Genomic DNA, 21,857 nt, shown 5'->3' on the forward strand with positions numbered 1-21,857 from the left:
GCTCTGGTAGTGCCTGTTCGCGCCTGTGCCGGTAGCCAGTGGAGCCAGGTTTTAGCGCGTAATTTGTTGCATCCGGCCCTCACACAGCGAATCCATAACCTGCAATCCCCTTTCAGGCCGGTTCATTCACTTTTGGTTATGTGCTAATGCGCTTGCACTAAACGGCTACCCTTCAGCTTCCCGCACACGTTTTCCTGAGGAAAAATTAATACCACATCACCTGATAAATATTGAACGTGATGCCTTGCACGTATTTAATTAATTATCAACGCAGTGCCGGTTTAAATTAACCTTTAAACTTAGTCACTCAATTAAAATACACCCTTAAAAAATAACTGCGATTTAAAAAAGAGATAAAAAAAATAAAAGAGGAAATGATAAATAAATAGCGTAGACTGCCTGCGGGCGCTTGAGGCTATCTGCCTTAAGATCTGCAAAAGAAATTGAGGTGGATGGTGGAAGGTGAACCGTGCGATTAATTTTCATTAACCGCACGGGTGAGCCACTACCCTACACCCAGACAGTGTCAGGGTAATGGCTTGCTCGTGCTAATGCAAGGAGTAAGTGATTATGAAGGTGAAATTCAGCACGCTGATTATCAGCGGGCTCATCCTGTTAGGTTTATGCCTGGCAAATCGCAGTTCACTGTGTGAATTACGATTGCGGATATTCGCGGCTGAATTATCGGCTGTCATGGCTTACGAAGCACAACAGTAAACTTCAATAGCGGAGGGTCTCCTCCGCTATTCCGGCATCGTTAACGTGTTGCTCCTGCGCCCGCTTTTATCTATTCAACTTACGTTTTCGATTAATAAAAAAACGGCTCCTTACAGGAGCCGTTAATTAACCTAAGCCTCAGGCGAACTTATTTCTTTTTCGCTTTCGGATTTGGCAGGTCAGTAATGCTACCTTCAAACACTTCCGCCGCCAGGCCAACCGATTCGTGCAGGGTTGGGTGCGCGTGGATGGTCAGCGCGATATCTTCGGCATCACAACCCATCTCGATAGCCAGACCGATTTCACCCAGCAGCTCGCCGCCGTTGGTACCGACAATCGCGCCACCAATAACACGGTGCGTCTCTTTGTCGAAGATCAGTTTGGTCATACCGTCTGCACAGTCAGACGCGATAGCACGGCCCGATGCCGCCCACGGGAAGGTGGACACTTCGTAGCTGATGCCTTTCTCTTTGGCTTCTTTCTCGGTCAGACCCACCCAGGCCACTTCTGGCTCGGTATAAGCGATAGAAGGGATCACTTTCGGGTCGAAGTAGTGCTTCAGACCGGAAATCACTTCTGCCGCCACGTGACCTTCGTGCACGCCTTTGTGCGCCAGCATTGGCTGACCGACGATGTCACCGATAGCATAGATGTGTGGCACGTTGGTGCGCATCTGTTTGTCGACGCGGATAAAGCCGCGATCGTCCACTTCCACGCCTGCTTTACCAGCATCCAGACCTTTACCGTTCGGTACACGGCCAATCGCCACCAGCACTGCGTCGTAACGCTGTGGTTCAGCCGGCGCTTTTTTACCTTCCATTGATACGTAGATACCGTCGTCTTTCGCTTCTACCGCGGTGACTTTGGTTTCCAGCATCAGGTTGAATTTCTTGCTGATACGCTTGGTGAACACTTTCACCACGTCTTTATCGGCGGCCGGGATCACCTGGTCAAACATCTCGACCACGTCGATCTCTGAACCCAGCGCATGGTAGACGGTACCCATCTCCAGACCGATGATGCCACCGCCCATAACCAGCAGACGCTTCGGAACTTCTTTCAGCTCCAGCGCATCGGTAGAGTCCCACACGCGCGGATCGTTATGTGGAATGAAAGGCAGTTCGATTGGACGCGAGCCTGCAGCGATGATGGCGTTATCGAAGTTGATGGTGGTTGCGCCGCCCTCTCCTTCCACTACCAGCGTGTTGGCGCCGGTGAATTTACCCAGACCGTTGACCACTTTCACTTTGCGGCCTTTTGCCATGCCAGCCAGACCACCGGTCAGCTGAGTGATGACTTTCTCTTTCCAGGTACGGATTTTGTTGATGTCAGTCTGCGGCTGGCCAAACACGATACCGTGCTCTTCCAGAGCTTTAGCTTCTTCGATGACTTTCGCCACGTGCAGCAGCGCTTTTGACGGGATACAGCCGACGTTCAGACAGACACCGCCGAGGGTGCTGTAGCGCTCTACCAGTACGGTTTCCAGACCTAAATCAGCGCAACGGAAGGCTGCAGAGTAACCTGCAGGACCTGCCCCAAGTACCACGACTTGAGTTTTAATCTCTGTACTCATCATGACCTCTTGTTAGATTGCCGGCGGTCAAAAGCGACCCTTTCCCAGGCTCTTGATGCCCTATCTCCACCGGGACATTTCACCGCGAGAGTTTACAGAATTGTTAACAAACTGCCAACCGCGGCAACTCCGAATGCTTACAACAAGGCCGGCATTTGCCGGCCTTGATTAACGTCACATCACCAGACGGCGAATATCAGACAGCATATTGTTAATGATGGTGATGAAGCGCGCACCATCCGCACCGTCGATGACGCGGTGGTCGAACGACAGCGAAATCGGCATCATCAGGCGCGGAGCGAACTCTTTGCCGTTCCACACCGGCTCCATCGCCGACTTAGACACCCCGAGGATAGCCACTTCCGGCGCGTTAACAATTGGCGCGAAGTGCGTGGTGCCGAGGCCGCCAAGGCTGGAGATGGTGAAGCAGCCGCCCTGCATATCGCTGGCGGTCAGTTTGCCATCACGCGCTTTCTTCGACGTCGCCATCAGCTCACGCGACAGCTCAGTGATGCCTTTCTTGTTCACGTCTTTGAACACCGGAACCACCAGACCGTTTGGCGTATCGACCGCCACACCGATGTTGATGTACTTTTTCAGCGTCAGCTTCTGGCCATCTTCCGACAGCGAGCTATTGAAACGTGGCATCTGCTCCAGTGCCGCGGCGACCGCTTTCATGATGAACACCACCGGGGTGAACTTCACATCCAGCTTGCGCTTCTCGGCTTCCGCATTCTGCTGCTTACGGAACGCTTCCAGATCGGTGATATCGGTTTTGTCGAAGTGGGTCACATGCGGAATCATTACCCAGTTACGGCTCAGGTTAGCACCCGAGATTTTCTGGATACGACCCAGTTCCACTTCTTCGATTTCACCGAACTTGCTGAAGTCCACTTTCGGCCATGGCAGCATGCCCGGAATACCGCCGCCTGCGGCCGCAGCCGGGGCCGCTTCAGCGCGTTTCACTGCGTCTTTCACGTAAGCCTGCACGTCCTCTTTGAGGATGCGACCTTTACGGCCGGTGCCTTTGACTTTCGCCAGGTTAACACCGAACTCGCGCGCCAGGCGACGAATCACCGGCGTGGCGTGCACGTAAGCATCGTTTTCAGCAAATTCGCTCTTCGCATCGGCTTTCGCCGCTGCTGGCGCAGGTGCAGCAGCCGGTTTGGCTTCTGCAGCGGGTGCGGCTTCCTGTTTCGCTGCCGGTGCCGCAGCAGCCGGCGCAGCGCCTTCTACTTCGAACACCATGATAAGCGAACCGGTGCTGACTTTATCGCCGGTAGCCACTTTCAGCGCTTTAACCGTACCGGCAAACGGCGCCGGAACTTCCATTGATGCTTTATCGCCTTCCACCACGATCAGTGACTGCTCAGCCTCAACTTTATCGCCTACTTTGACCAGCACTTCGGTGACTTCCACTTCGTCGCCGCCGATATCCGGGACGTTAACGTCTTTGGCACCCGCAGCCGCGGCTGGCGCGGAGGCCGCCGCTTCTTTCACGGCAGGTTTGGCAGCCGCTGCTGGCGCCGCGCCTTCGGCTTCAAAGATCATGATCAGTGAACCGGTGTTCACCTTGTCGCCCGTGGCGATTTTGATCTCTTTCACCACACCGGCAAACGGTGCAGGCACTTCCATGGAGGCTTTGTCGCCTTCGACGGTGATCAGCGATTGTTCTGCCGTCACTTTGTCGCCCACTTTAACCAGAATTTCGGTGACTTCGACTTCGTCGCCGCCGATATCCGGGACGTTAACGTCTTTCGCTTCGCTGGCGGCGGCCGCAGCAGGTGCCGCTTCCGCTGGTTTCTCTTCGGCGGCCGGTGCCGCAGCAGCTGCACCTTCGGCGTCGAAAATCATGATCAGTGAACCGGTATTCACTTTGTCACCGGTCGCGATTTTGATCTCTTTAACCACGCCGGCCTGCGGCGAAGGCACTTCCATCGAGGCTTTATCGCCTTCCACGGTGATCAGCGACTGTTCGGCTTCAACCTTGTCGCCCACCTTGACCAGAATCTCGGTGACTTCAACTTCGTCTGACCCGATATCCGGTACGTTAATTTCGATAGCCATTACTCTCTTACCTCTTAAGCCAGACGCGGGTTAACTTTATCGGCATCGATGTTGAATTTCGCGATCGCATCCGCCACCACTTTCTTCTCGATTTCGCCGCGTTTAGCCAGTTCACCCAGGGCTGCAACCACTACGTATGACGCATCCACTTCGAAGTGGTGACGCAGGTTTTCGCGGCTGTCTGAACGGCCGAAACCATCGGTACCCAGCACGCGATAATCGCTGGCTGGCACGTAGCTGCGAACCTGCTCTGCGAACAGCTTCATGTAGTCGGTCGATGCCACCGCCGGCGCGTCGTTCATCACCTGAGCGATGTACGGTACGCGTGGCGTTTCCGTTGGGTGCAGCATGTTCCAGCGCTCACAATCCTGACCGTCGCGTGCCAGCTCGGTGAACGAGGTTACGCTGTAGACGTCAGAACCGATGCCGTAATCCTTCGCCAGGATCTGTGCCGCTTCGCGCACGTGACGCAGGATAGAACCTGAGCCCAGCAGCTGCACTTTGCCTTTGCTGCCTTCTACCGTCTCCAGCTTGTAGATACCCTTACGGATACCCTCTTCCGCACCCTGCGGCATCGCAGGCATGTGGTAGTTTTCGTTCAGCGTGGTGATGTAGTAGTAAATATTTTCCTGCGCTTCGCCGTACATACGTACCAGACCGTCATGCATGATGACTGCCACTTCGTACGCGTAAGACGGATCGTAAGAGATACAGTTCGGGATAGTCAGCGACTGAATGTGGCTGTGACCATCTTCGTGCTGCAGACCTTCGCCGTTCAGCGTGGTACGACCAGAGGTGCCGCCCACCAGGAAGCCGCGCGCCTGCTGGTCGCCTGCCAGCCACATCAGATCGCCGATGCGCTGGAAACCAAACATCGAATAATAGATGTAGAACGGAATCATCGGCAGGTTATTGGTGCTGTAAGAGGTCGCCGCCGCCAGCCAGGAAGACCCTGCGCCGAGCTCGTTGATCCCTTCCTGCAGAATCTGGCCTTTCTCGTCTTCTTTATAGTACGCAACCTGCTCACGGTCCTGCGGCGTATACTGCTGGCCGTTCGGGCTGTAAATACCAATCTGACGGAACAGACCTTCCATACCAAAGGTACGCGCTTCGTCTGCGAGGATCGGCACCAGACGATCTTTGATCGACTTGTTCTTCAGCATCACGTTGAGCGCACGCACGAAGGCGATGGTGGTAGAGATCTCTTTGCTCTGCTCTTCCAGCAGCGCACTGAACTCTTCCAGCGCCGGCATTTCCAGCTTTTCGCTGAACTCAGCCTGACGGGTTGGCAGATAGCCACCCAGCTTCTCGCGCTGGCCGTGCAGGTAGTTGTACTCTTCTGAGCCTTTTTCGAAGGTCACATACGGCAGCTGTTCGATCTTGTCGTCAGCCACTGGCACGTTGAAGCGATCGCGGATGTAGCGAACGCCATCCATGTTCATCTTCTTAACCTGGTGCGCGATGTTTTTACCTTCCGCAGTGTCACCCATACCATAGCCTTTAATGGTATGCGCCAGGATCAGCGTTGGCTGACCTTTGGTCTCCTGCGCTTTCTTCAGTGCCGCGTAGATTTTCTTCGGATCGTGACCACCACGGTTCAGGGCGAAGATCTCTTCGTCTGACCAGTCTTTCACCAGCGCTGCGGTCTCCGGGTATTTACCGAAGAAGTGCTCGCGCACGTACGCACCGTCGCGTGATTTGAAGGTCTGATAGTCGCCGTCAACGGTTTCGTTCATCAGCTGAATCAGCTTGCCGCTGGTATCTTTCTTCAGCAGCTCGTCCCAGCGTCCGCCCCAGATCACTTTGATCACGTTCCAGCCAGCACCGGCAAAGATGCCTTCCAGCTCGTTGATGATCTTACCGTTACCGGTGACCGGACCGTCGAGGCGCTGCAGGTTACAGTTGATGATGAACACCAGGTTATCCAGCTTCTCACGGGTAGCGATGGTGATCGCCCCTTTGGATTCTGGTTCGTCCATCTCGCCATCGCCAAGGAAGGCGTAAACGGTCTGCTTAGAGGTATCTTTCAGGCCGCGGTGTTCCAGATATTTCAGGAACTTCGCCTGATAGATGGCGTTCAGTGGGCCGAGACCCATCGACACGGTCGGGAACTGCCAGAAGTCCGGCATCAGTTTTGGATGCGGATAGGAAGAGAGACCGTTGCCGTGGACTTCCTGACGGAAGTTGTTCATCTGCTCTTCAGTCAGACGTCCTTCAAGGAACGCACGAGAGTAGATGCCCGGAGAAATGTGGCCCTGGAAATAGACCAGATCGCCGCCATCCTGCTCGCTACGCGCGCGGAAGAAGTGGTTGAAGCACACTTCATAAATGGTGGCAGAAGACTGGAAAGACGACAGGTGACCACCCAGCTCCAGATCTTTCTTCGACGCACGCAGAACCGACATAATGGCGTTCCAGCGGATTGCGGAACGGATACGACGTTCAAGAGAGGTGTTCCCCGGATATTCCGGCTCATCTTCGACCGCAATGGAGTTGATGTAGTTGCTGACGGCATTGCCGCCCGCTGCCACTTTCACACCACCTTTGCGTGCAGCACTCAATACCTGATCAATCAGATACTGCGCGCGCTCAACACCTTCTTCACGGATGACCGATTCGATCGCCTGTAGCCAGTCACGAGTTTCGATCGGATCCACGTCATTCTGTAAACGTTCTGACATGGGGTGTATTCCTTATCTGTGTCTAATACGTTGAATTATCAGGAGCCTGTCTGCTTGTGCTTTGCTTCTGATTCACAGCACAAGAAGACAGGCCCGTCGTTTATGTCGCACGTTCATTGCCGTGCGTTATTCCTTACGTTGCTGTAAACGACGCAGGGAGCGTTCACGACGGCTCTGCTCCCGACTTCTGTCCAGCAAGATTTCCTCAATGAACGCCAGGTGACGATGGGATGCCTCGCGTGCTTGTTCTGGCTCACGAGCCACAATCGCCTCAAAGATACTGGCGCGGTGACCGCTCACTTTCGCCAGCATTTCGCGGCGAGCGTAGAGCAATTCGAAATTCTGACGGACGTTCTGTTCCAGCATAGGGCCCATCGAACGCAGCAAATGCAGCAGCACCACATTATGGGCGGCTTCTGTGACAGCGATCTGATACTTCATGACCGCATCGGCCTCAGCATCTAAATCGCCGCTGTCCTGCGCCTGCTGGATGTTGACGTGACAGTCGCGAATACGCTGCAGGTCTTCATCGGTGCCGCGCAGCGCAGCGTAGTAGGCCGCAACGCCTTCCAGCGCATGGCGGGTTTCCAGCAGGTCAAACTGGGATTCAGGATGTTCAGCAAGCAGGCCGACCAGCGGGTCGCTCAGGCTTTGCCAGAGATTCTGCTGTACGAAGGTGCCACCACCCTGACGGCGCAGCAGCAGGCCTTTGGCTTCCAGACTCTGGATCGCTTCGCGCAGCGATGGACGTGAGACATCAAACTGTTTGGCCAGTTCACGCTCGGGAAGCAGTTTTTCACCCGGCTGGAGCGTCCCTTCCATAATCAGGGATTCCAGCTGCTGCTCGATTGCATCGGAGAGCTTGGGTTGGCGAATTTTACTGTAGGCCATCATCCCTTCTTATGAGCCAAACGTCCGGAGTAAATTGGTAATACCAATTGAAAAATGGTGCCCGTAAAGTAACAAAGTATTCACCTTGTGTCTATATGGCCCCCCGCACACTTTCACCGCAAACACCGGTTACCGTGCGCTAACTTACCGGGATCTGGCAGAAAAGCGTCTCAGCCCGGCAAATGTTAACAGATTTCACTTTTACCAAACCTTACACTGCATTAGCGCGCACCAGGCTGCGTAGCCATAAGCGAATGCTATTCGTGTTTAAGCCTTATTCATGGCAGAAATAGCGCAAGGGAAGCGCAGAGGATGCTGCTGCTTTTTCAGCCATCTCTCAGCACAAAAAGCAAAAGCAGGTGCAAAGCGGCGCGCTTATCACTATTCTGGTCGCCAGGGTAGCTCAGGCTTGCACACAGCCCGCCGGATACCGTAAAGAAAAACGTACACAGATAGAACAGCCTTACAGTGCGCGCACTGCAGGTGCACAATAACAACATCATGAGGTTTGTATGGAACAACAGCATGGCGAAACGCTGCATCGCGGCCTGAAAAATCGCCATATTCAGCTGATTGCGCTGGGCGGTGCCGTCGGTACCGGTCTGTTTCTGGGCAGCGCATCAGTGATTAAATCGGCCGGTCCGGCCGTGATTCTCGGCTATGCCATCGCCGGTTTTATTGCCTTCCTGATCATGCGCCAGCTCGGCGAAATGGTGGTGGAAGAGCCGGTGGCCGGCAGCTTTAGCCACTTCGCCTATAAATACTGGGGCAACTTTGCCGGCTTTGCCTCCGGCTGGAACTACTGGGTGCTGTATGTGCTGGTGGCGATGGCTGAACTCACCGCCGTCGGCAAATATATTCAGTTCTGGTGGCCGGAATTCCCCACCTGGGCCACTGCGGCTATCTTCTTTGTGGTGATCAACGCCATCAACCTGACCAACGTTAAAGTGTTCGGTGAGATGGAGTTCTGGTTCGCGATTATCAAAGTGGTGGCGGTCATCGGCATGATCCTGTTTGGCGGCTGGCTGCTGTTTAGCGGCAACGGCGGCCCACAGGCCAGCGTCAGCAACCTGTGGAACCAGGGCGGTTTCCTGCCGCACGGCGTCAGCGGGCTGGTGATGATGATGGCGATCATCATGTTCTCCTTCGGCGGCCTTGAACTGGTGGGGATCACCGCCGCAGAAGCCGACAATCCACAAGAGAGCATCCCTAAAGCCACCAACCAGGTGCTGTGGCGTATCCTGATTTTCTACATCGGCTCACTGGCGGTGCTGCTGTCCCTGCTGCCATGGACGCGCGTCACCGAAGAGACCAGCCCGTTTGTACTGATCTTCCACGAACTGGGTGATGCGCTGGTGGCAAATGCGCTCAACGTGGTGATCCTGACCGCCGCGCTGTCGGTGTATAACAGCTGCGTTTACTGTAACAGCCGCATGCTGTTCGGCCTCGCGCAGCAGGGCAACGCGCCAAAAGCGCTGCTGAAAGTGGACCGTCGTGGTGTGCCGGTGGCGACCATTCTGGTCTCGGCGGTAGCCACTGCGCTGTGCGTGTTGATTAACTATCTGATGCCGGGCGAAGCCTTCGGCCTGCTGATGTCGCTGGTGGTCTCCGCGCTGGTCATCAACTGGGCGATGATCAGCCTCGCGCACCTGAAATTCCGCAAGAAAAAAGACCAGCAGGGCGTGACAACCCGTTTCAGGGCGGTGCTGTATCCGCTGGGTAACTGGATCTGCCTGCTGTTCCTGGCGGCCATTCTGGTGATCATGCTGATGACGCCGGGCATGGCGATTTCAGTGTGGCTGATTCCGGTGTGGCTGCTGGTGCTGGCCGTGGGTTATACCGTTAAAAATCGGGTACAGAAAGCCTGATGCTTCACCGGGCCCGGCACGCTGCTGCCGGGCCGATCCGCTTCACACTTTTCCCCGCCCGCGTATTTTGTCCATCATCCTGACCGATTGTTCCCCACCAGGTTACTGATTTAACGCTGATAATTTTTGCTCCACTTGTCGCAGGAGACGACTGATGAAAGGAGCAGCCCTCTCGTTCAGAGAAAAACTGGGATACGGCATGGGTGACGCCGGATGCAACATGATCGGCGGTGCCATCATGCTGTTCCTCAACTACTTCTACACCGACGTATTTGGCCTTGCTCCGGCGCTGGTCGGCACGCTGTTGCTGTCAGTACGGGTGCTGGATGCGGTGACCGACCCGATAATGGGCGCGATTGCCGACCGCACGCAGAGCCGCTGGGGACGCTTTCGCCCGTGGCTGCTGTGGATATCGCTGCCCTACGTGCTGTTCAGCGTGCTGATGTTTACCACCCCGGACTGGAGCTACGACAACAAGGTGATCTGGGCATTTGTCACCTATTTCCTGATGTCGCTGACCTACACCGCCATCAATATTCCTTACTGCTCGCTGGGGGGCGTCATCACTAACGATCCCGGTGAACGCGTCTCCTGCCAGTCATACCGCTTTGTCATGGTGGGCATCGCCACACTAATCCTTTCGCTGTCGTTGCTGCCGATGGCCGAGTGGTTTGGCGGTGACAACAAAGCGCGCGGCTATCAGCTGGCGATGAGCGTGCTGGCGCTGATTGGCCTGGTGATGTTTCTGTTCTGTTTTGCCACGGTGCGCGAGCGTATTCGCCCGGCGGTACCGAGCAACGATGATCTGAAGAAAGATTTGCGCGATGTATGGAAGAACGATCAGTGGGTGCGCATTCTGCTGCTGACGTTCTGTAATGTCTGTCCCGGTTTTATTCGCATGGCCGCCACCATGTATTACGTCACCTGGGTGATGGGCCAGTCGACGCACTTTGCGACGCTGTTTATCAGCCTGGGCGTCATCGGCATGATGCTGGGCAGCACACTGGCGAAAGTCCTCACCGATCGCTGGTGCAAGCTCAAGGTGTTTTTCTGGACCAACATTGCGCTGGCGCTGTTCTCCAGCGGCTTTTACTGGATCGATCCGCACGCCACCGTCACCGTGGTGATCGCTTATTTCCTGCTGAACATCCTGCACCAAATCCCGTCACCGCTGCACTGGTCGCTGATGGCTGATGTCGATGACTACGGCGAATGGAAAACCGGTAAACGCATCACCGGGATCAGCTTCTCCGGCAACCTGTTTTTCCTCAAGGTCGGACTGGCGGTAGCGGGTGCCATGGTCGGGTTTTTATTGTCGATGTATGGCTATGACGCAGCGGCGAAGCAGCAGTCTGCCAGCGCGCTTAACGGCATTGTGCTGCTGTTTACCCTGATCCCCGGCGTCGGCTATCTGATCACCGCCGGCGTGGTGCGCCTGCTGAAAGTGGACCGCGCGCTGATGCGCACCATCCAGCAGGATCTCGCGCTGCGTCGCGCCAACTTCCATGACCTGTCCGCCCCTGTTCGCCGCGCAACCTCACAACCAGGAGAAATTAAATGAGCTGGCCTAACCCGTTTATTACGCAACGTGCCGATCCGTTTATATTGCGCCACAGCGATGGCTATTACTTTATCGCTTCGGTGCCCGAGTACGATCGGCTGGAGCTGCGCTATGCCAGCACGCTTAACGGCCTGATTACCGCCCCGGCCACAACCGTGTGGCATAAACCGGACAGTGGTCCCTTCAGCGCCCTGATCTGGGCACCGGAACTGCACCTGATTAATGGCCAGTGGGTGATTTACTTCGCCGCCGCGCCGTCCCGCGAAATTAAAGAGGGGCTGTTTCAGCACCGTATGTACGCGCTGGTATGTGATGATGCCGATCCGCTCAGCGGTCACTGGCAGCCGTGCCGCCGCGTGCAAACCCACCTCGATACCTTCGCCCTTGACGCCACCCACTTCGTGCATCAGGGTAAAAACTGGTATCTGTGGGCGCAAAAAGACCCGGCCATTCCCGGTAACTCCAACCTGTATCTGGCGGAATTACTGAATCCGTGGACGCTGAAAACCCAGCCGCTGATGCTCAGCCGGCCGGAGTATGAGTGGGAGTGTGCCGGCTTTAGCGTCAATGAGGGACCGGCGGCGATTCGCCATGGCGAGCGGCTGTTTGTCACCTACTCAGCCAGCGCCACGGATGAAAATTACTGCCTCGGCATACTGAGTATTGACGCGCAGGCCGATCCGCTCGACATCAGCGCATGGCACAAATCGGCGCGGCCGGTATTTGCCACCAGCTGGGATAATCACCAGTACGGTCCGGGGCATAACAGTTTTACCGTGGATGAAGCAGGACGGGACGTGCTGGTGTATCACGCACGGAATTACACCGAAATTGAGGGCGATCCGCTGTGGGATCCCAACCGCCATACGCGGCTTAAATATTTTGCCTGGCGCGAAGACGGCACACCGGATTTCGGCGTGCCGCCTGCCGATCACACTAACGTGCCGTAGATGGTCAGCAGCGCCACTACCACGACCAGTACCAGCGAAACGCGTTTGGCCAGCGCCACGGCGACCCGTGGCGTTTCCACTTTATCCAGATGCGGATCGCGCGCCAGCGAGAACTGCGCCAGGCTGGTCAGCACCTGATACTGTGGACGATGCACATCGCTGAGCGCAGCAAACCATGCCGGCAGCGCACGCTCGCCGTGGCCGAGCAGCGCATAAGCCACACCGGCCAGCCGCACAGGAATCCAGTCCAGCACGTGCAGAATGCGATCGATGCCGGACTGTGCGCGTTCCAGCGGGGAACGGTGTTTTGCCAGCCAGCTCTGCCAGGCGCGCAGAAACGCATACCCCACCAGCAACACTGGCCCGTAAGGGCCACCGACCACAAACCAGAACAGCGGCGCAAGATAGAAGCGGAAATTAATCCAGATCAGCGCGTTTTGCAGCGCCTGCAGAAATTCGCGCTCGCTACAGTCAACCGGCACGCCGTGAATCAGCGTCAGCTCTGCCGCCATCGCCTGATGGGCCGCTTCATCATCGTGGCTCGCCGCTTTAAGATACTGGTGGTAATGCAACCGCACCGAGCCGGCACCAATGCACAGCAAACCGACCACAATCCAGAACAGCAGCTGCGCCACGCCAAACAGAATGCCCTTCAGGCTCCACACCACCACCCAGACCAGCAGCATGGCGATCACGGTCATCAGCAGCGTACGCAGCAACGAGAAGCGCTGGCGACCGCGAAACAGCGGCTCAAGCCTATGATCCAGCTGCCAGTGTTCACCTAATTTAAAAAGGCGTTCCCAACCCAAAACTAACAACAAACTAAACAACGTCATACCTGCTCCTGCGGTGTCAGGGGTGCTCCTGCCCGATAGCCTGTTTATAGCGTATCCAGTCAAATGCCGGACCGGGATCGGTCTTGCGTTCCGGCGCAACATCGCTGTGACCGGTGATACGCTGCGGCGTCAGCGGATAATGCTGCATCAGCAGGCGGGTAACCTGCTGCAGCGTAGCGTACTGGGCATCGGTGTAGGGCAGCGTATCAGTGCCTTCCAGCTCAATACCCATGGAAAAATCGTTGCAGTTTTCCCGTCCGGCAAACTGCGAAATGCCGGCGTGCCAGGCGCGCTGGTCAAAGGAAACATACTGTACCAGCTCACCGTCACGGCGAATCAGACAGTGCGCCGCCACGCGTAACTGGGCGATATCCGCAAAATAGGGATGCGCATCAGCCGGTAGCGTACCGGTGAACAGCCGGTCAATCCACGGACCGCCAAATTCGCCCGGCGGCAGACTGATGTTATGAATGATCAGCAGCGACGGCGCTTCGTTATCCGGCCGCGCATTGAAGTGCGGCGACGGCACCTTGCGTGCGCTCGTGATCCAGCCGTGTTCCAGTTTCATGCCTGTTATCCTGAACAAAATCTGGCTGAGAATACCATGATTCCACCTCACTGCTTGTGACTTAATGCGTTATGGCATCAGCAAGTTAAGGATACTAAACATTTCACCTGGCGTGTCTGGCAATAGCTGCAAAATCAGGCTAAGGTGAGCGCACGTAATCCGCAGGGTGGAGCCGCAAAATCATGGTGTCGCGTCGTTATAATCCCGAACATCGTCGTCAGGAACTGCTTAAACGTATTCAGCTGGATATCCCGGAAACCGTGGCGCGCGCGCTTCAGGAGGATTTAGGCGGTGACGTTGACGCGGACCGCGACATCACCGCCCAGCTGTTGCCGCAGGCGGCGCAGGCTGAAGCGCGCGTTATCACCCGCGAAGCCGGTGTTTTCTGTGGTAAACGCTGGGTGGAAGAGGTGTTTACCCAGCTGGGCAATAACGTTTCCATTACCTGGCACGTCGAAGACGGCCAACCGCTGGTGGCCGATCAGCTGCTGTTTGAATTACGGGGACCGGCGCGGTTGCTGCTGACGGCAGAACGCACCGCGTTAAACTTTGTGCAGACGCTCTCCGGCGTAGCGACAGCCGTGAACCGCTATGTGGCGCTCTTATCTGGCAGCAATACCCAGCTGCTGGATACGCGCAAAACCCTGCCTGGCCTGCGCACCGCGCTCAAGTATGCGGTGCTGTGCGGCGGCGGGCAGAATCATCGCCTGGGCCTGTCCGACGCTTTCCTGATTAAAGAAAACCACATCATTGCCAGCGGTTCGGTCAGTAAAGCGGTGGAGAAAGCCCTGTGGCTGCACCCGGATGTGCCGGTCGAGGTGGAAGTGGAAAGTCTCAGCGAACTGCAGCTGGCGCTGGCGTCCGGCGCCGACATCATCATGCTGGATAACTTCACGCTGGCGATGATGCAGCAGGCGGTTACGCTGACTGCGAAGCGCGCACTGCTGGAGGTGTCCGGCAACGTGACGGAGACGACGCTGCCGCAGATCGCCGCCACCGGAGTGGATTATGTCTCGGTGGGCGCGCTGACTAAGCACGTGCAGGCACTCGATCTGTCGATGCGTTTTCGCGAAGTCTGACGTCTGGCCATGCCGCCGGTGCTGGCGGCAGTTTGCGAGCCGGCTTCCATCATCATGTGGCTTCGCCTGTAACGCGCTACATTGTCTGCGCGCCCCTTTCCGGGATTGAAACGCGCCCCCTTCCGCTTTTGCCCGCCCTTTCTTACCGTTGCGGCTCCACAACAAGGAGCCTCATTATGGATAAACAACGCGGTTTTACCCTGATCGAGCTGATGATTGTTATCGGTATCGTCGCCATCCTCAGCGCCATTGGCCTGCCCGCTTACCAAAATTATCTGCAACGTGCCGCGCTGACCGACATGCTGCAAACCATGGTGCCCTATAAAACTGCCGTGGAGCTGTGCGCCATTGAGCGCGGCGGACCGGCGCAGTGTCAGGCCGGCGAGCGCGGTATTCCCGCCGCCAAAGGCTCACGCTATGTGGCGAACCTGAGCGTGGTGAATGGTGCCATTACGCTGACCGGCCAGGAGAGCCTGACGGGGTTAACCGTTGCAATGTTGCCGATATGGAATGCGGCGGAAGGCGCACTCAGCTGGCAACGCAGCTGCACCAGCGACAACACCAGCCTGCGCGACAGCTGTCTCGAGCAGTTCCGCTTTGCCGACAAGGAAGAAAACAATGGATAAGCCGGATAGCACCCTGCAGGCGCTGTGTGCCCGCTATCAGGCCGTGATACTGCACCACGACGCCACGCACTTGCGCGTGGCGGTCGCGGACGCGCCAGACCCGCTGTTGTTAGAGGCGCTGCAGTTTGCCAGCCAGTGCGCAGTCGAGGTCGAATGCTGGCCCGCCGCACGGCTGGAGCAGCTGCTGCACCAGCCAGAAAGCAGTGCGGCACCGCGCGAACAGGCCAGCGCCGAGTCCGCCATTCACGCGGTGGATCAGATTCTGCGCCAGGCCATACAGCGACGCGCCTCCGATGTGCACTTTGAACCGCAGCGTCACGGGCTGCGCGTACGGCTGCGGATTGACGGCGTGCTGCATCCGCTGCCGCAGTTACCGGATGCCCCACCCGCCGCCGTGCTGGCACGGTTGAAAATTCTCGGCGGTCTGGATATCGCGGAGCGTCGGCTGCCGCAGGATGGCCAGTTCAGTCTGGAGATGGATGACAAACCGGCGGCGTTCCGCCTGTCGACCCTGCCGGTCAGCCAGGGGGAAAAAGCGGTGGTGCGCCTGCTGCAAAGCGAAAACAGCGCCATTGCGCTCGATAAGCTGGGCATGCCGGCGCCACAGCTGCGCCTGCTGAAAAACGCGCTGGCCAAACCGCAGGGGCTGATTCTGGTCACCGGCCCAACCGGCAGCGGCAAAACCTTTACGCTGTACAGCAGCCTTAGCGCCCTCAACGTGCCGGAGAAAAACGTCTGCAGCGTGGAGGACCCGCTGGAAATTCCGCTACAGGGGATTAACCAGACACAGGTACAGCCACGGAGCGGTCTCGATTTTAACCGCGTATTGCGCGCGCTGCTGCGGCAGGATCCGGACGTCATAATGATCGGTGAAATCCGTGATGCTGAAACCGCCAGCATCGCCGTAAAAGCGGCGCAGACTGGACATCTGGTGCTCTCGACTTTGCACACCAACTCGACGGCCGAAACCCTGACCCGCCTACGGCAGATGGACATTCCCGGCTATCTGCTTGGCCCGGCGCTACAGCTGGTGGTGGCGCAGCGGCTGGTGCGCCGTTTGTGCGTGCACTGCCGTCAGCCCGGCCAGGCGATTGCCCATCTGCCCGGCGACATGTGGCCCGGCACGCTGCAAACCTGGCGTGCCCCCGGCTGCGATCACTGCTTCTCGGGTTATTACGGCCGCCTGGCGCTGTTTGAAATCCTGCCGATGAGCAGCAGGTTGCAGAACGCTATCTCGGCTGATATGCCGCTGGAGCACCTGCTGACGCTGGCCGCGGAGCAGGGAATGAAAACGCTGCTGACCGCCGGGCTGGAGGCGGTGAGCCGCGGCGATACCTCTTTCGAGGAGATGCAGCGCGTGGTGGGCCTTGGCAATGGCTAATCGCTACCAGTTTCACTGGCAGGCACTGGACAGCATGGGCCTGCTGCAGGAGGGCGAGTCGCTGCAGCCCACGCAGGATGCCCTGCTCGGCCAGTTGGGCGATCGCGGCATGCTGGTGGTGAGCTGGCAGCGCGGGAAATGCTGGCGCGCGCGCGACTGGAAGTGGCAGCAGAAAATTGACCTGATGCGCCAGCTGGCGACGTTGCTGAAAGCCGGGCTGCCGCTGGCGGAGAGTCTGACATTGCTGGCCAGCGGCCATCCCCATGCAGGCTGGCGCGTGCTGCTGAGCCTTCTGCAACAGCGGGTCATGGCCGGAGAGCCGTTTTCTCAGGCGCTGCGCGCCTGGCCGGATATCTTCCCGCCGCTGTTTCCGGCGCTGATGCAGGTTGGTGAGCTGACCGGACAACTGGACGAGTGCTGCCGCCAGCTGGCACTACAGCAGAGCAGGCAACAGTTTCTGCGCCAGAAAGTGGTGAAAGCGTTGCGCTATCCGCTGTTCATCCTGCTGGTAGCGCTGGCGGTCAGCGCCGGGATGCTGCTGTTTGTACTGCCGGAATTTGTTGCGGTGTACGCCAGCTTTGACGCACCGCTGCCGGCCTTTACCGCCGGCGTGATGGCGCTGTCGGCACTGTTGCAGCAGGCGGCGCTGCCGCTGCTGTTGTGCGGTGTGGCGTCCGGGTGGCTGGCGCGTCTGACCTATCGACGATCCGTTGCGTGGCAAAAGCGCAGCCAGCAGTGGCTGCTGCGGCTTCCGCTGCTGGCCCCGTTGTGGCGCGGCGGTCAGCTCAGCCAGATATATGCGATTCTGCAACTGACGCAGCAGGCCGGACTGACGCTGCTGCAAAGCCTGCAGGCGGTGGAAGTGACGCTGGCCGCGCGACTGTGGCGCGATGCCATCGTGGCGTTACAGCAGCACATTGCCGCTGGCGCACCGCTGCATCAGGCGCTACAGGGACATCCGCTGTTTACGCCGCTGTGCGCTCAGCTGATCCGCGTCGGTGAAGAGGCCGGTGCGCTGGATGTGATGCTGGCGCGACTGGCGGAGTGGCACGAAGCGCAAACGCTGACGCGCGCAGACAGCCTCGCCGCTTCGCTGGAGCCATTAATGATGGTGGTGATTGGCGGCATTGTCGGCACGCTGGTGATTGCCATGTATCTGCCGGTATTTGGTCTGGGAGACGCCATACGTTAAACGGGCGCACGCGGCGCCCGTTGCGGCACATCAGCGGTTAAAGACGCGGTTTTCCTGTTCTGCCACACGAATAAAGGTGGTGCGTTTGGTCAGCTCTTTCAGGCGCTCTGCGCCGACGTAAGTACAGGCCGAACGCAGCCCGCCGAGGATATCTTTCACCGTCTCCGCGACCGGTCCACGCAGCGGCAGACGAACGGTTTTACCTTCTGCGGCGCGGTAGCCCGCCACACCGCCCACATGACGTTTCATCGCTGATTCGGAGCTCATGCCGTAGAACAGCATGAACTGCTCGCCCTGCTCTTCAACAAGAGTGCCTTCGCACTCATCGTGCGCCGCCAGCATGCCGCCGAGCATCACGAAATCGGCCCCGCCGCCAAACGCCTTGGCGATATCGCCCGGCACGGCGCAACCGCCGTCACTGACAATCTGCCCACCGAGGCCGTGCGCCGCATCAGCACACTCAATCACCGCGGAGAGTTGCGGGTAGCCAACGCCGGTTTTGACGCGCGTGGTGCAGACCGATCCCGGGCCGATTCCCACCTTCACAATGTCGGCACCGGACAGAATCAGCTCTTCGACCATTTCACCGGTCACTACATTCCCGGCACAAATGGTTTTCCCCGGGAAGCTTTCCCGCGCGCGCTGCAGGAAGGCAACAAAGTGCTCGGAGTAGCCGTTTGCCACATCAATACAGATAAAATTGAGTTGGGGCGACAGCGCGAGGATCGCGCTTAACTTTGTAAAATCTGCTTCTGAGGTCCCGGTGGAGACCATCACGTGGCTGAGCACCGTGGCCGGTACGCGCTGGATAAAGGTCTGCCACGCTTCAACACTGTAGTGCTTGTGAACGGCGGTCAGCACGTTAAAGCCAGCCAGCGCTTCGGCCATGGTAAAGGTGCCGACGGTATCCATGTTGGCGGCAATCACCGGAACGCCGGACCAGGCGAGGCCTGAATGTTTGAAGGTGAACGTACGTTCCAGCTCAACCTCGGAACGGCTTTTCAGCGTGGAGCGTTTCGGGCGGATCAATACATCTTTAAAGCCCAGTTTTACATCTTCTTCGATACGCATAGCAGAGTGTCCTGGTTAGTGACGACGAACCGCAGTTCGGGTAGCGCTCACGGCTCCAGTGTCGTTATCATACGCGCCATTCGTTCCGCGACAAGACTGCGAATTTCACTTTATTTAAGCTACAATCCGTTAAATTTAGCTGAGAAAACCGATTGTGATCGGGCTCTCATCACGCTGCGGCAGATGAGAAAAATGTTGAGAGAACGCTATGCCTTTTACCGTTGCACTGACCGGCGGCATTGGTAGTGGTAAAAGCACCATTGCTAACGCTTTTGCCGCGCTGAACGTCGACATCATTGATGCCGATGTGATTGCCCGCGAGGTGGTTGAACCGGGCACACCTGCGCTCAATGCGATTGTGAAACGCCACGGAGAATCGATTCTGACCGCAGAAGGCACGCTTTATCGCGCGCGTTTGCGGGAAATTATTTTCCAGCAGCCGCAAGAGAAAAACTGGCTCAATCAACTGCTGCATCCGCTGATTAACGCCCGTACCCAGCAGCTGAAGGCGCAGGCAGCTTCGCCTTACGTCATGTGGGTAGTGCCGCTGCTGGTAGAAAATGGTCTGCAGCATCAGGCTGACCGGGTATTAGTCGTGGATGTCGATGAGGCCACGCAGCTGCAGCGCACCCGCCAGCGTGATGGTATCTCTCTCAGCCAGGCGCAACGGATTCTTGCCGCGCAGGCCAGCCGTCAGCAGCGTTTAGCCTGCGCGGATGACATCATTGATAACAGTGGCACGCCGGAACAGGCTTTGCCGCGCGTTGCTGAACTTCACCAGCGCTATTTGCGCCTGGCAGCAACCGGACGGGATTAATATCATGAGCACAGTGGTTCTGTTTGAACACCCATTGAATGAGAAAATGCGCACCTGGCTGCGCGTGGAGTTTTTGATTAACCAGCTGGACGAAACGCTGCCGGTCAACAGCTCGGTTGCCGCACTGGGTGTATTTCGTATTATTGGCGACTTGCTGGATATCTTCGAACGCGGCGATATGCGCACCGAGCTGTTAAAAGAGCTGGAGCGTCAGCAGCAAAAACTGCGTGCCTGGCTGGATGTGCCGGGTGTCGATGAACACACCGTCAGCCAGCTGCGCGAACAGCTAAAGCAGCAGTCCAGCGAGCTGATGGCCGCGCCGCGCATGGGTCAGCAGCTGCGCGAAGACCGGCTGATTGCCTCCGTACGTCAGCGCCTGAGCATTCCCGGCGGCTGCTGCAGTTTTGATCTGCCGGGTTTACACATCTGGCTGCACCAGCCACAGGCGCTGCGCGATACCCTGGTGAATAGCTGGCTGGCCTCGCTCGATCCGCTGCGCAACAGCCTGACGATGATCCTCAACCTGATTCGTCAGTCAGGCGTGTTTCGCCATCAGACCAGCCTCAACGGCTTTTATCAGGATAACGCCGAAGGGTCCGACCTGCTGCGCCTGCAGCTGACGCTGGAAGATGCGCTCTATCCGCAGGTCTCTGGTCATAAAAGCCGCTATGCCATCCGCTTTTTACCGCTCGATAGCGAACGCGGCGAAGTACCGGCGCGACTGAATTTTGAATTAGCCTGTTGTTAGAGGATGTTATGCAGGAAGAGATGATTACCGTACCTTGCCCCAACTGCGGTAAAGCCGTGATGTGGGATGAACTCAGCCCGTGGCGCCCGTTTTGCAGCAAACGCTGTCAGTTGATCGATCTGGGTGAGTGGGCCGCTGAAGAGAAACGCATTCCCAGCAGCGGAGACATGACGGAGAGTGACGACTGGAGTGAAGAGCAGTCGTGATCGGCAGGGGCACGCGGCCCCTGAGTTTAAATCTCGCCCGCCACTAAGCGGGCAATCAGGGCGTGGTTGGCAGGTGGAAATTCATCAGCCACTAAATCACGCTGCTCGACCCAACGCTGCGGCTGACCTTCGCGTCCCCACGGCTCACCCTGCCAGCCCTCCACCAGGAAAAAATGCAGCGTAACACGCAGGTCATCGTAACTGTGGTCGGCCTGACCAATCGCTTTCGCCGCCGTCACTTCAATACCGGTTTCTTCCATTAGCTCACGTTTTAACGCCTGTTCTGCGCTTTCGTGCTGTTCAATTTTTCCGCCCGGGAACTCCCATTTGTTGGCCATGTGGGAGCTTGCTGCGCGCTGGGCAAGAAAGATCTGACGACTGGCATTGCGAATGATGCCCACCGCCACCTGCAGGTGTTTCATAAGCTGGATTCCGCTTGTAGTGAGTGAGCGCTGATTTTAAAGCAGACGCCGGACGATGTTAACTGCTGTCGGCTTCACCGCGATCCTGTCGCACAGATTCCAGTTATTAAGACAGGTCGTAATGATCGCACGGCGCCATGTTGGGAATACTCGCAGCCACTTTACTCTAAGCCAGGCCGACTACACATGGAACGCAAACTAACAACGTTTCTGGCGCAAGACGCACAGAAACAGATGAATACCTTACGCCATTTGGTTTTTCACGACATCCTGACGCTCGACAGCGCGCAGAACACCTTAACCTGGTGGCCAGAGCAGAAGACCATCCCGCTTAATGAAGCGCAGAAGCGCTTCTTCTCCTGCCTGCTGCTGCGCATCACGTCCAAACGGCAGATCATTGCCACAGTATGGAATGAGAGCTATCCGGGGATCAGCGATAACAACTATCACCAGCTGCTGTTTCAGAGCCGGGCGTTGCTGAAACGCTATGGTTTGCCGGATGGGCTGCTGGTTACGCTGCCCTACCATGGCGTGCGGCTGAATGAGGAGAAGCTGATGGCGATTACCCGCTAATCAGCCAAAGAAAAAGGAGCCCGCGGGCTC

General features: G+C 57.3%; 20 protein-coding genes. 12 read left to right on the forward strand and 8 right to left on the reverse strand.

Features of this window, described 5'->3' with window-relative positions:
* The first annotated feature begins 570 nt into the window (after positions 1-570).
* Positions 571-717, forward strand: a complete 147-nt coding sequence (locus E7738_RS10635; protein WP_021314460.1) for a Hok/Gef family protein — start codon at positions 571-573, stop codon at positions 715-717.
* A 148-nt stretch (positions 718-865) separates the two neighbouring features.
* Here the strand turns inward: E7738_RS10635 and lpdA are convergent, their stop codons facing one another.
* The 4 genes from lpdA to pdhR form a co-directional block, all read right to left on the reverse strand.
* Positions 866-2,290, reverse strand: a complete 1,425-nt coding sequence (gene lpdA / locus E7738_RS10640) for a dihydrolipoyl dehydrogenase (protein ID WP_021507536.1) — start codon at positions 2,288-2,290, stop codon at positions 866-868.
* 174 nt (positions 2,291-2,464) lie between these two features.
* Positions 2,465-4,357 carry a pyruvate dehydrogenase complex dihydrolipoyllysine-residue acetyltransferase gene (gene aceF / locus E7738_RS10645; protein WP_058759501.1) on the reverse strand — a complete coding sequence of 631 codons (1,893 nt, stop codon included), beginning with the start codon at positions 4,355-4,357 and terminating at the stop codon, positions 2,465-2,467.
* Positions 4,358-4,371: 14 nt separating this feature from the next.
* Positions 4,372-7,038, reverse strand: coding sequence for a pyruvate dehydrogenase (acetyl-transferring), homodimeric type (aceE, locus tag E7738_RS10650; RefSeq protein ID WP_021507538.1), 2,667 nt, complete (start codon positions 7,036-7,038; stop codon positions 4,372-4,374).
* A 126-nt stretch (positions 7,039-7,164) separates the two neighbouring features.
* Positions 7,165-7,929 carry a pyruvate dehydrogenase complex transcriptional repressor PdhR gene (gene pdhR / locus E7738_RS10655; RefSeq protein WP_021507539.1) on the reverse strand — a complete coding sequence of 255 codons (765 nt, stop codon included), beginning with the start codon at positions 7,927-7,929 and terminating at the stop codon, positions 7,165-7,167.
* Between the two features lie 512 nt (positions 7,930-8,441).
* Here pdhR and aroP point away from each other — a divergent pair.
* The 3 genes from aroP to E7738_RS10670 all read left to right on the forward strand — a co-directional run bounded on the left by aroP (position 8,442) and on the right by E7738_RS10670 (position 12,308).
* Positions 8,442-9,797, forward strand: coding sequence for an aromatic amino acid transporter AroP (gene aroP, locus E7738_RS10660; RefSeq protein ID WP_058759500.1), 1,356 nt, complete (start codon positions 8,442-8,444; stop codon positions 9,795-9,797).
* Positions 9,798-9,951: 154 nt separating this feature from the next.
* Positions 9,952-11,358, forward strand: coding sequence for a glycoside-pentoside-hexuronide (GPH):cation symporter (locus tag E7738_RS10665; protein ID WP_031279699.1), 1,407 nt, complete (start codon positions 9,952-9,954; stop codon positions 11,356-11,358).
* Positions 11,355-12,308 carry a glycoside hydrolase family 43 protein gene (locus E7738_RS10670; protein ID WP_394515616.1) on the forward strand — a complete coding sequence of 318 codons (954 nt, stop codon included), beginning with the start codon at positions 11,355-11,357 and terminating at the stop codon, positions 12,306-12,308. Before E7738_RS10665 ends, E7738_RS10670 begins: the two co-directional genes overlap by 4 nt.
* Here the strand turns inward: E7738_RS10670 and ampE are convergent.
* Positions 12,290-13,144: a beta-lactamase regulator AmpE gene (gene ampE / locus E7738_RS10675; RefSeq protein ID WP_058780446.1), complete on the reverse strand. Its 855-nt coding sequence runs from the start codon at positions 13,142-13,144 to the stop codon at positions 12,290-12,292. The two genes, E7738_RS10670 and ampE, sit on opposite strands and share 19 nt — an antisense overlap.
* A 16-nt stretch (positions 13,145-13,160) precedes the next feature.
* The gene (gene ampD, locus E7738_RS10680; RefSeq protein ID WP_010618114.1) at positions 13,161-13,712 is read right to left on the reverse strand and encodes a 1,6-anhydro-N-acetylmuramyl-L-alanine amidase AmpD; all 552 of its coding nucleotides are present in this window, start codon (positions 13,710-13,712) and stop codon (positions 13,161-13,163) included.
* A 182-nt stretch (positions 13,713-13,894) separates the two neighbouring features.
* On the opposite strand from ampD, the gene nadC reads away from it, so the two are divergent.
* The 4 genes from nadC (at position 13,895) to hofC (ending at position 17,990) form a co-directional block, all read left to right on the forward strand.
* Positions 13,895-14,791 (forward strand): carboxylating nicotinate-nucleotide diphosphorylase, encoded by an 897-nt coding sequence (nadC, locus tag E7738_RS10685; protein ID WP_059010285.1) that lies wholly within the window; start codon positions 13,895-13,897, stop codon positions 14,789-14,791.
* 176 nt (positions 14,792-14,967) lie between these two features.
* Positions 14,968-15,417 (forward strand): prepilin peptidase-dependent pilin, encoded by a 450-nt coding sequence (gene ppdD, locus E7738_RS10690; protein ID WP_058759497.1) that lies wholly within the window; start codon positions 14,968-14,970, stop codon positions 15,415-15,417.
* The gene (gspE, locus tag E7738_RS10695) at positions 15,410-16,798 is read left to right on the forward strand and encodes a type II secretion system protein GspE (protein WP_104094007.1); all 1,389 of its coding nucleotides are present in this window, start codon (positions 15,410-15,412) and stop codon (positions 16,796-16,798) included. The genes ppdD and gspE overlap by 8 nt, the downstream gene beginning before the upstream one ends.
* Complete coding sequence (hofC, locus tag E7738_RS10700) at positions 16,791-17,990, forward strand: protein transport protein HofC (RefSeq protein WP_288423324.1); 1,200 nt, start codon at positions 16,791-16,793, stop codon at positions 17,988-17,990. The genes gspE and hofC overlap by 8 nt, the downstream gene beginning before the upstream one ends.
* Before the next feature lie 30 nt (positions 17,991-18,020).
* On the opposite strand, the gene E7738_RS10705 is transcribed toward hofC, so the two are convergent.
* Positions 18,021-19,061, reverse strand: a complete 1,041-nt coding sequence (locus E7738_RS10705; protein ID WP_021507548.1) for a GMP reductase — start codon at positions 19,059-19,061, stop codon at positions 18,021-18,023.
* A gap of 208 nt (positions 19,062-19,269) precedes the next feature.
* Between E7738_RS10705 and coaE the strand changes: the two genes are divergently transcribed.
* The 3 genes from coaE to yacG are packed head-to-tail and all read left to right on the forward strand — an operon-like array spanning position 19,270 to position 20,832.
* Positions 19,270-19,878 carry a dephospho-CoA kinase gene (gene coaE / locus E7738_RS10710; protein WP_088516649.1) on the forward strand — a complete coding sequence of 203 codons (609 nt, stop codon included), beginning with the start codon at positions 19,270-19,272 and terminating at the stop codon, positions 19,876-19,878.
* Between the two features lie 4 nt (positions 19,879-19,882).
* On the forward strand, positions 19,883-20,626 hold the full coding sequence (gene zapD, locus E7738_RS10715) for a cell division protein ZapD (protein ID WP_031279701.1): 744 nt from the start codon (positions 19,883-19,885) through the stop codon (positions 20,624-20,626).
* Between the two features lie 8 nt (positions 20,627-20,634).
* Positions 20,635-20,832: a DNA gyrase inhibitor YacG gene (gene yacG, locus E7738_RS10720; protein WP_021507551.1), complete on the forward strand. Its 198-nt coding sequence runs from the start codon at positions 20,635-20,637 to the stop codon at positions 20,830-20,832.
* Between the two features lie 26 nt (positions 20,833-20,858).
* Here yacG and mutT read toward each other — a convergent pair whose 3' ends face one another.
* The gene (gene mutT / locus E7738_RS10725; protein ID WP_010618124.1) at positions 20,859-21,254 is read right to left on the reverse strand and encodes an 8-oxo-dGTP diphosphatase MutT; all 396 of its coding nucleotides are present in this window, start codon (positions 21,252-21,254) and stop codon (positions 20,859-20,861) included.
* Between the two features lie 186 nt (positions 21,255-21,440).
* On the opposite strand from mutT, the gene E7738_RS10730 reads away from it, so the two are divergent.
* Positions 21,441-21,827 carry a winged helix-turn-helix domain-containing protein gene (locus E7738_RS10730; protein ID WP_021507552.1) on the forward strand — a complete coding sequence of 129 codons (387 nt, stop codon included), beginning with the start codon at positions 21,441-21,443 and terminating at the stop codon, positions 21,825-21,827.
* The last annotated feature ends 30 nt before the right edge of the window (positions 21,828-21,857 follow it).

The sequence above is a fragment of the Pantoea sp. SGAir0430 genome, assembly GCF_043549295.1.

What these genes read in the sequence shown, in the direction of transcription:
- E7738_RS10635 (WP_021314460.1), top strand. Translation starts at nt 571, where the DNA reads ATGAAGGTGAAATTCAGCACGCTGATTATCAGCGGGCTCATCCTGTTA.
- lpdA (WP_021507536.1), bottom strand. Translation starts at nt 2,290, where the DNA reads ATGAGTACAGAGATTAAAACTCAAGTCGTGGTACTTGGGGCAGGTCCT.
- aceF (WP_058759501.1), bottom strand. Translation starts at nt 4,357, where the DNA reads ATGGCTATCGAAATTAACGTACCGGATATCGGGTCAGACGAAGTTGAA.
- aceE (WP_021507538.1), bottom strand. Translation starts at nt 7,038, where the DNA reads ATGTCAGAACGTTTACAGAATGACGTGGATCCGATCGAAACTCGTGAC.
- pdhR (WP_021507539.1), bottom strand. Translation starts at nt 7,929, where the DNA reads ATGGCCTACAGTAAAATTCGCCAACCCAAGCTCTCCGATGCAATCGAG.
- aroP (WP_058759500.1), top strand. Translation starts at nt 8,442, where the DNA reads ATGGAACAACAGCATGGCGAAACGCTGCATCGCGGCCTGAAAAATCGC.
- E7738_RS10665 (WP_031279699.1), top strand. Translation starts at nt 9,952, where the DNA reads ATGAAAGGAGCAGCCCTCTCGTTCAGAGAAAAACTGGGATACGGCATG.
- E7738_RS10670 (WP_394515616.1), top strand. Translation starts at nt 11,355, where the DNA reads ATGAGCTGGCCTAACCCGTTTATTACGCAACGTGCCGATCCGTTTATA.
- ampE (WP_058780446.1), bottom strand. Translation starts at nt 13,144, where the DNA reads ATGACGTTGTTTAGTTTGTTGTTAGTTTTGGGTTGGGAACGCCTTTTT.
- ampD (WP_010618114.1), bottom strand. Translation starts at nt 13,712, where the DNA reads ATGAAACTGGAACACGGCTGGATCACGAGCGCACGCAAGGTGCCGTCG.
- nadC (WP_059010285.1), top strand. Translation starts at nt 13,895, where the DNA reads ATGGTGTCGCGTCGTTATAATCCCGAACATCGTCGTCAGGAACTGCTT.
- ppdD (WP_058759497.1), top strand. Translation starts at nt 14,968, where the DNA reads ATGGATAAACAACGCGGTTTTACCCTGATCGAGCTGATGATTGTTATC.
- gspE (WP_104094007.1), top strand. Translation starts at nt 15,410, where the DNA reads ATGGATAAGCCGGATAGCACCCTGCAGGCGCTGTGTGCCCGCTATCAG.
- hofC (WP_288423324.1), top strand. Translation starts at nt 16,791, where the DNA reads ATGGCTAATCGCTACCAGTTTCACTGGCAGGCACTGGACAGCATGGGC.
- E7738_RS10705 (WP_021507548.1), bottom strand. Translation starts at nt 19,061, where the DNA reads ATGCGTATCGAAGAAGATGTAAAACTGGGCTTTAAAGATGTATTGATC.
- coaE (WP_088516649.1), top strand. Translation starts at nt 19,270, where the DNA reads ATGCCTTTTACCGTTGCACTGACCGGCGGCATTGGTAGTGGTAAAAGC.
- zapD (WP_031279701.1), top strand. Translation starts at nt 19,883, where the DNA reads ATGAGCACAGTGGTTCTGTTTGAACACCCATTGAATGAGAAAATGCGC.
- yacG (WP_021507551.1), top strand. Translation starts at nt 20,635, where the DNA reads ATGCAGGAAGAGATGATTACCGTACCTTGCCCCAACTGCGGTAAAGCC.
- mutT (WP_010618124.1), bottom strand. Translation starts at nt 21,254, where the DNA reads ATGAAACACCTGCAGGTGGCGGTGGGCATCATTCGCAATGCCAGTCGT.
- E7738_RS10730 (WP_021507552.1), top strand. Translation starts at nt 21,441, where the DNA reads ATGGAACGCAAACTAACAACGTTTCTGGCGCAAGACGCACAGAAACAG.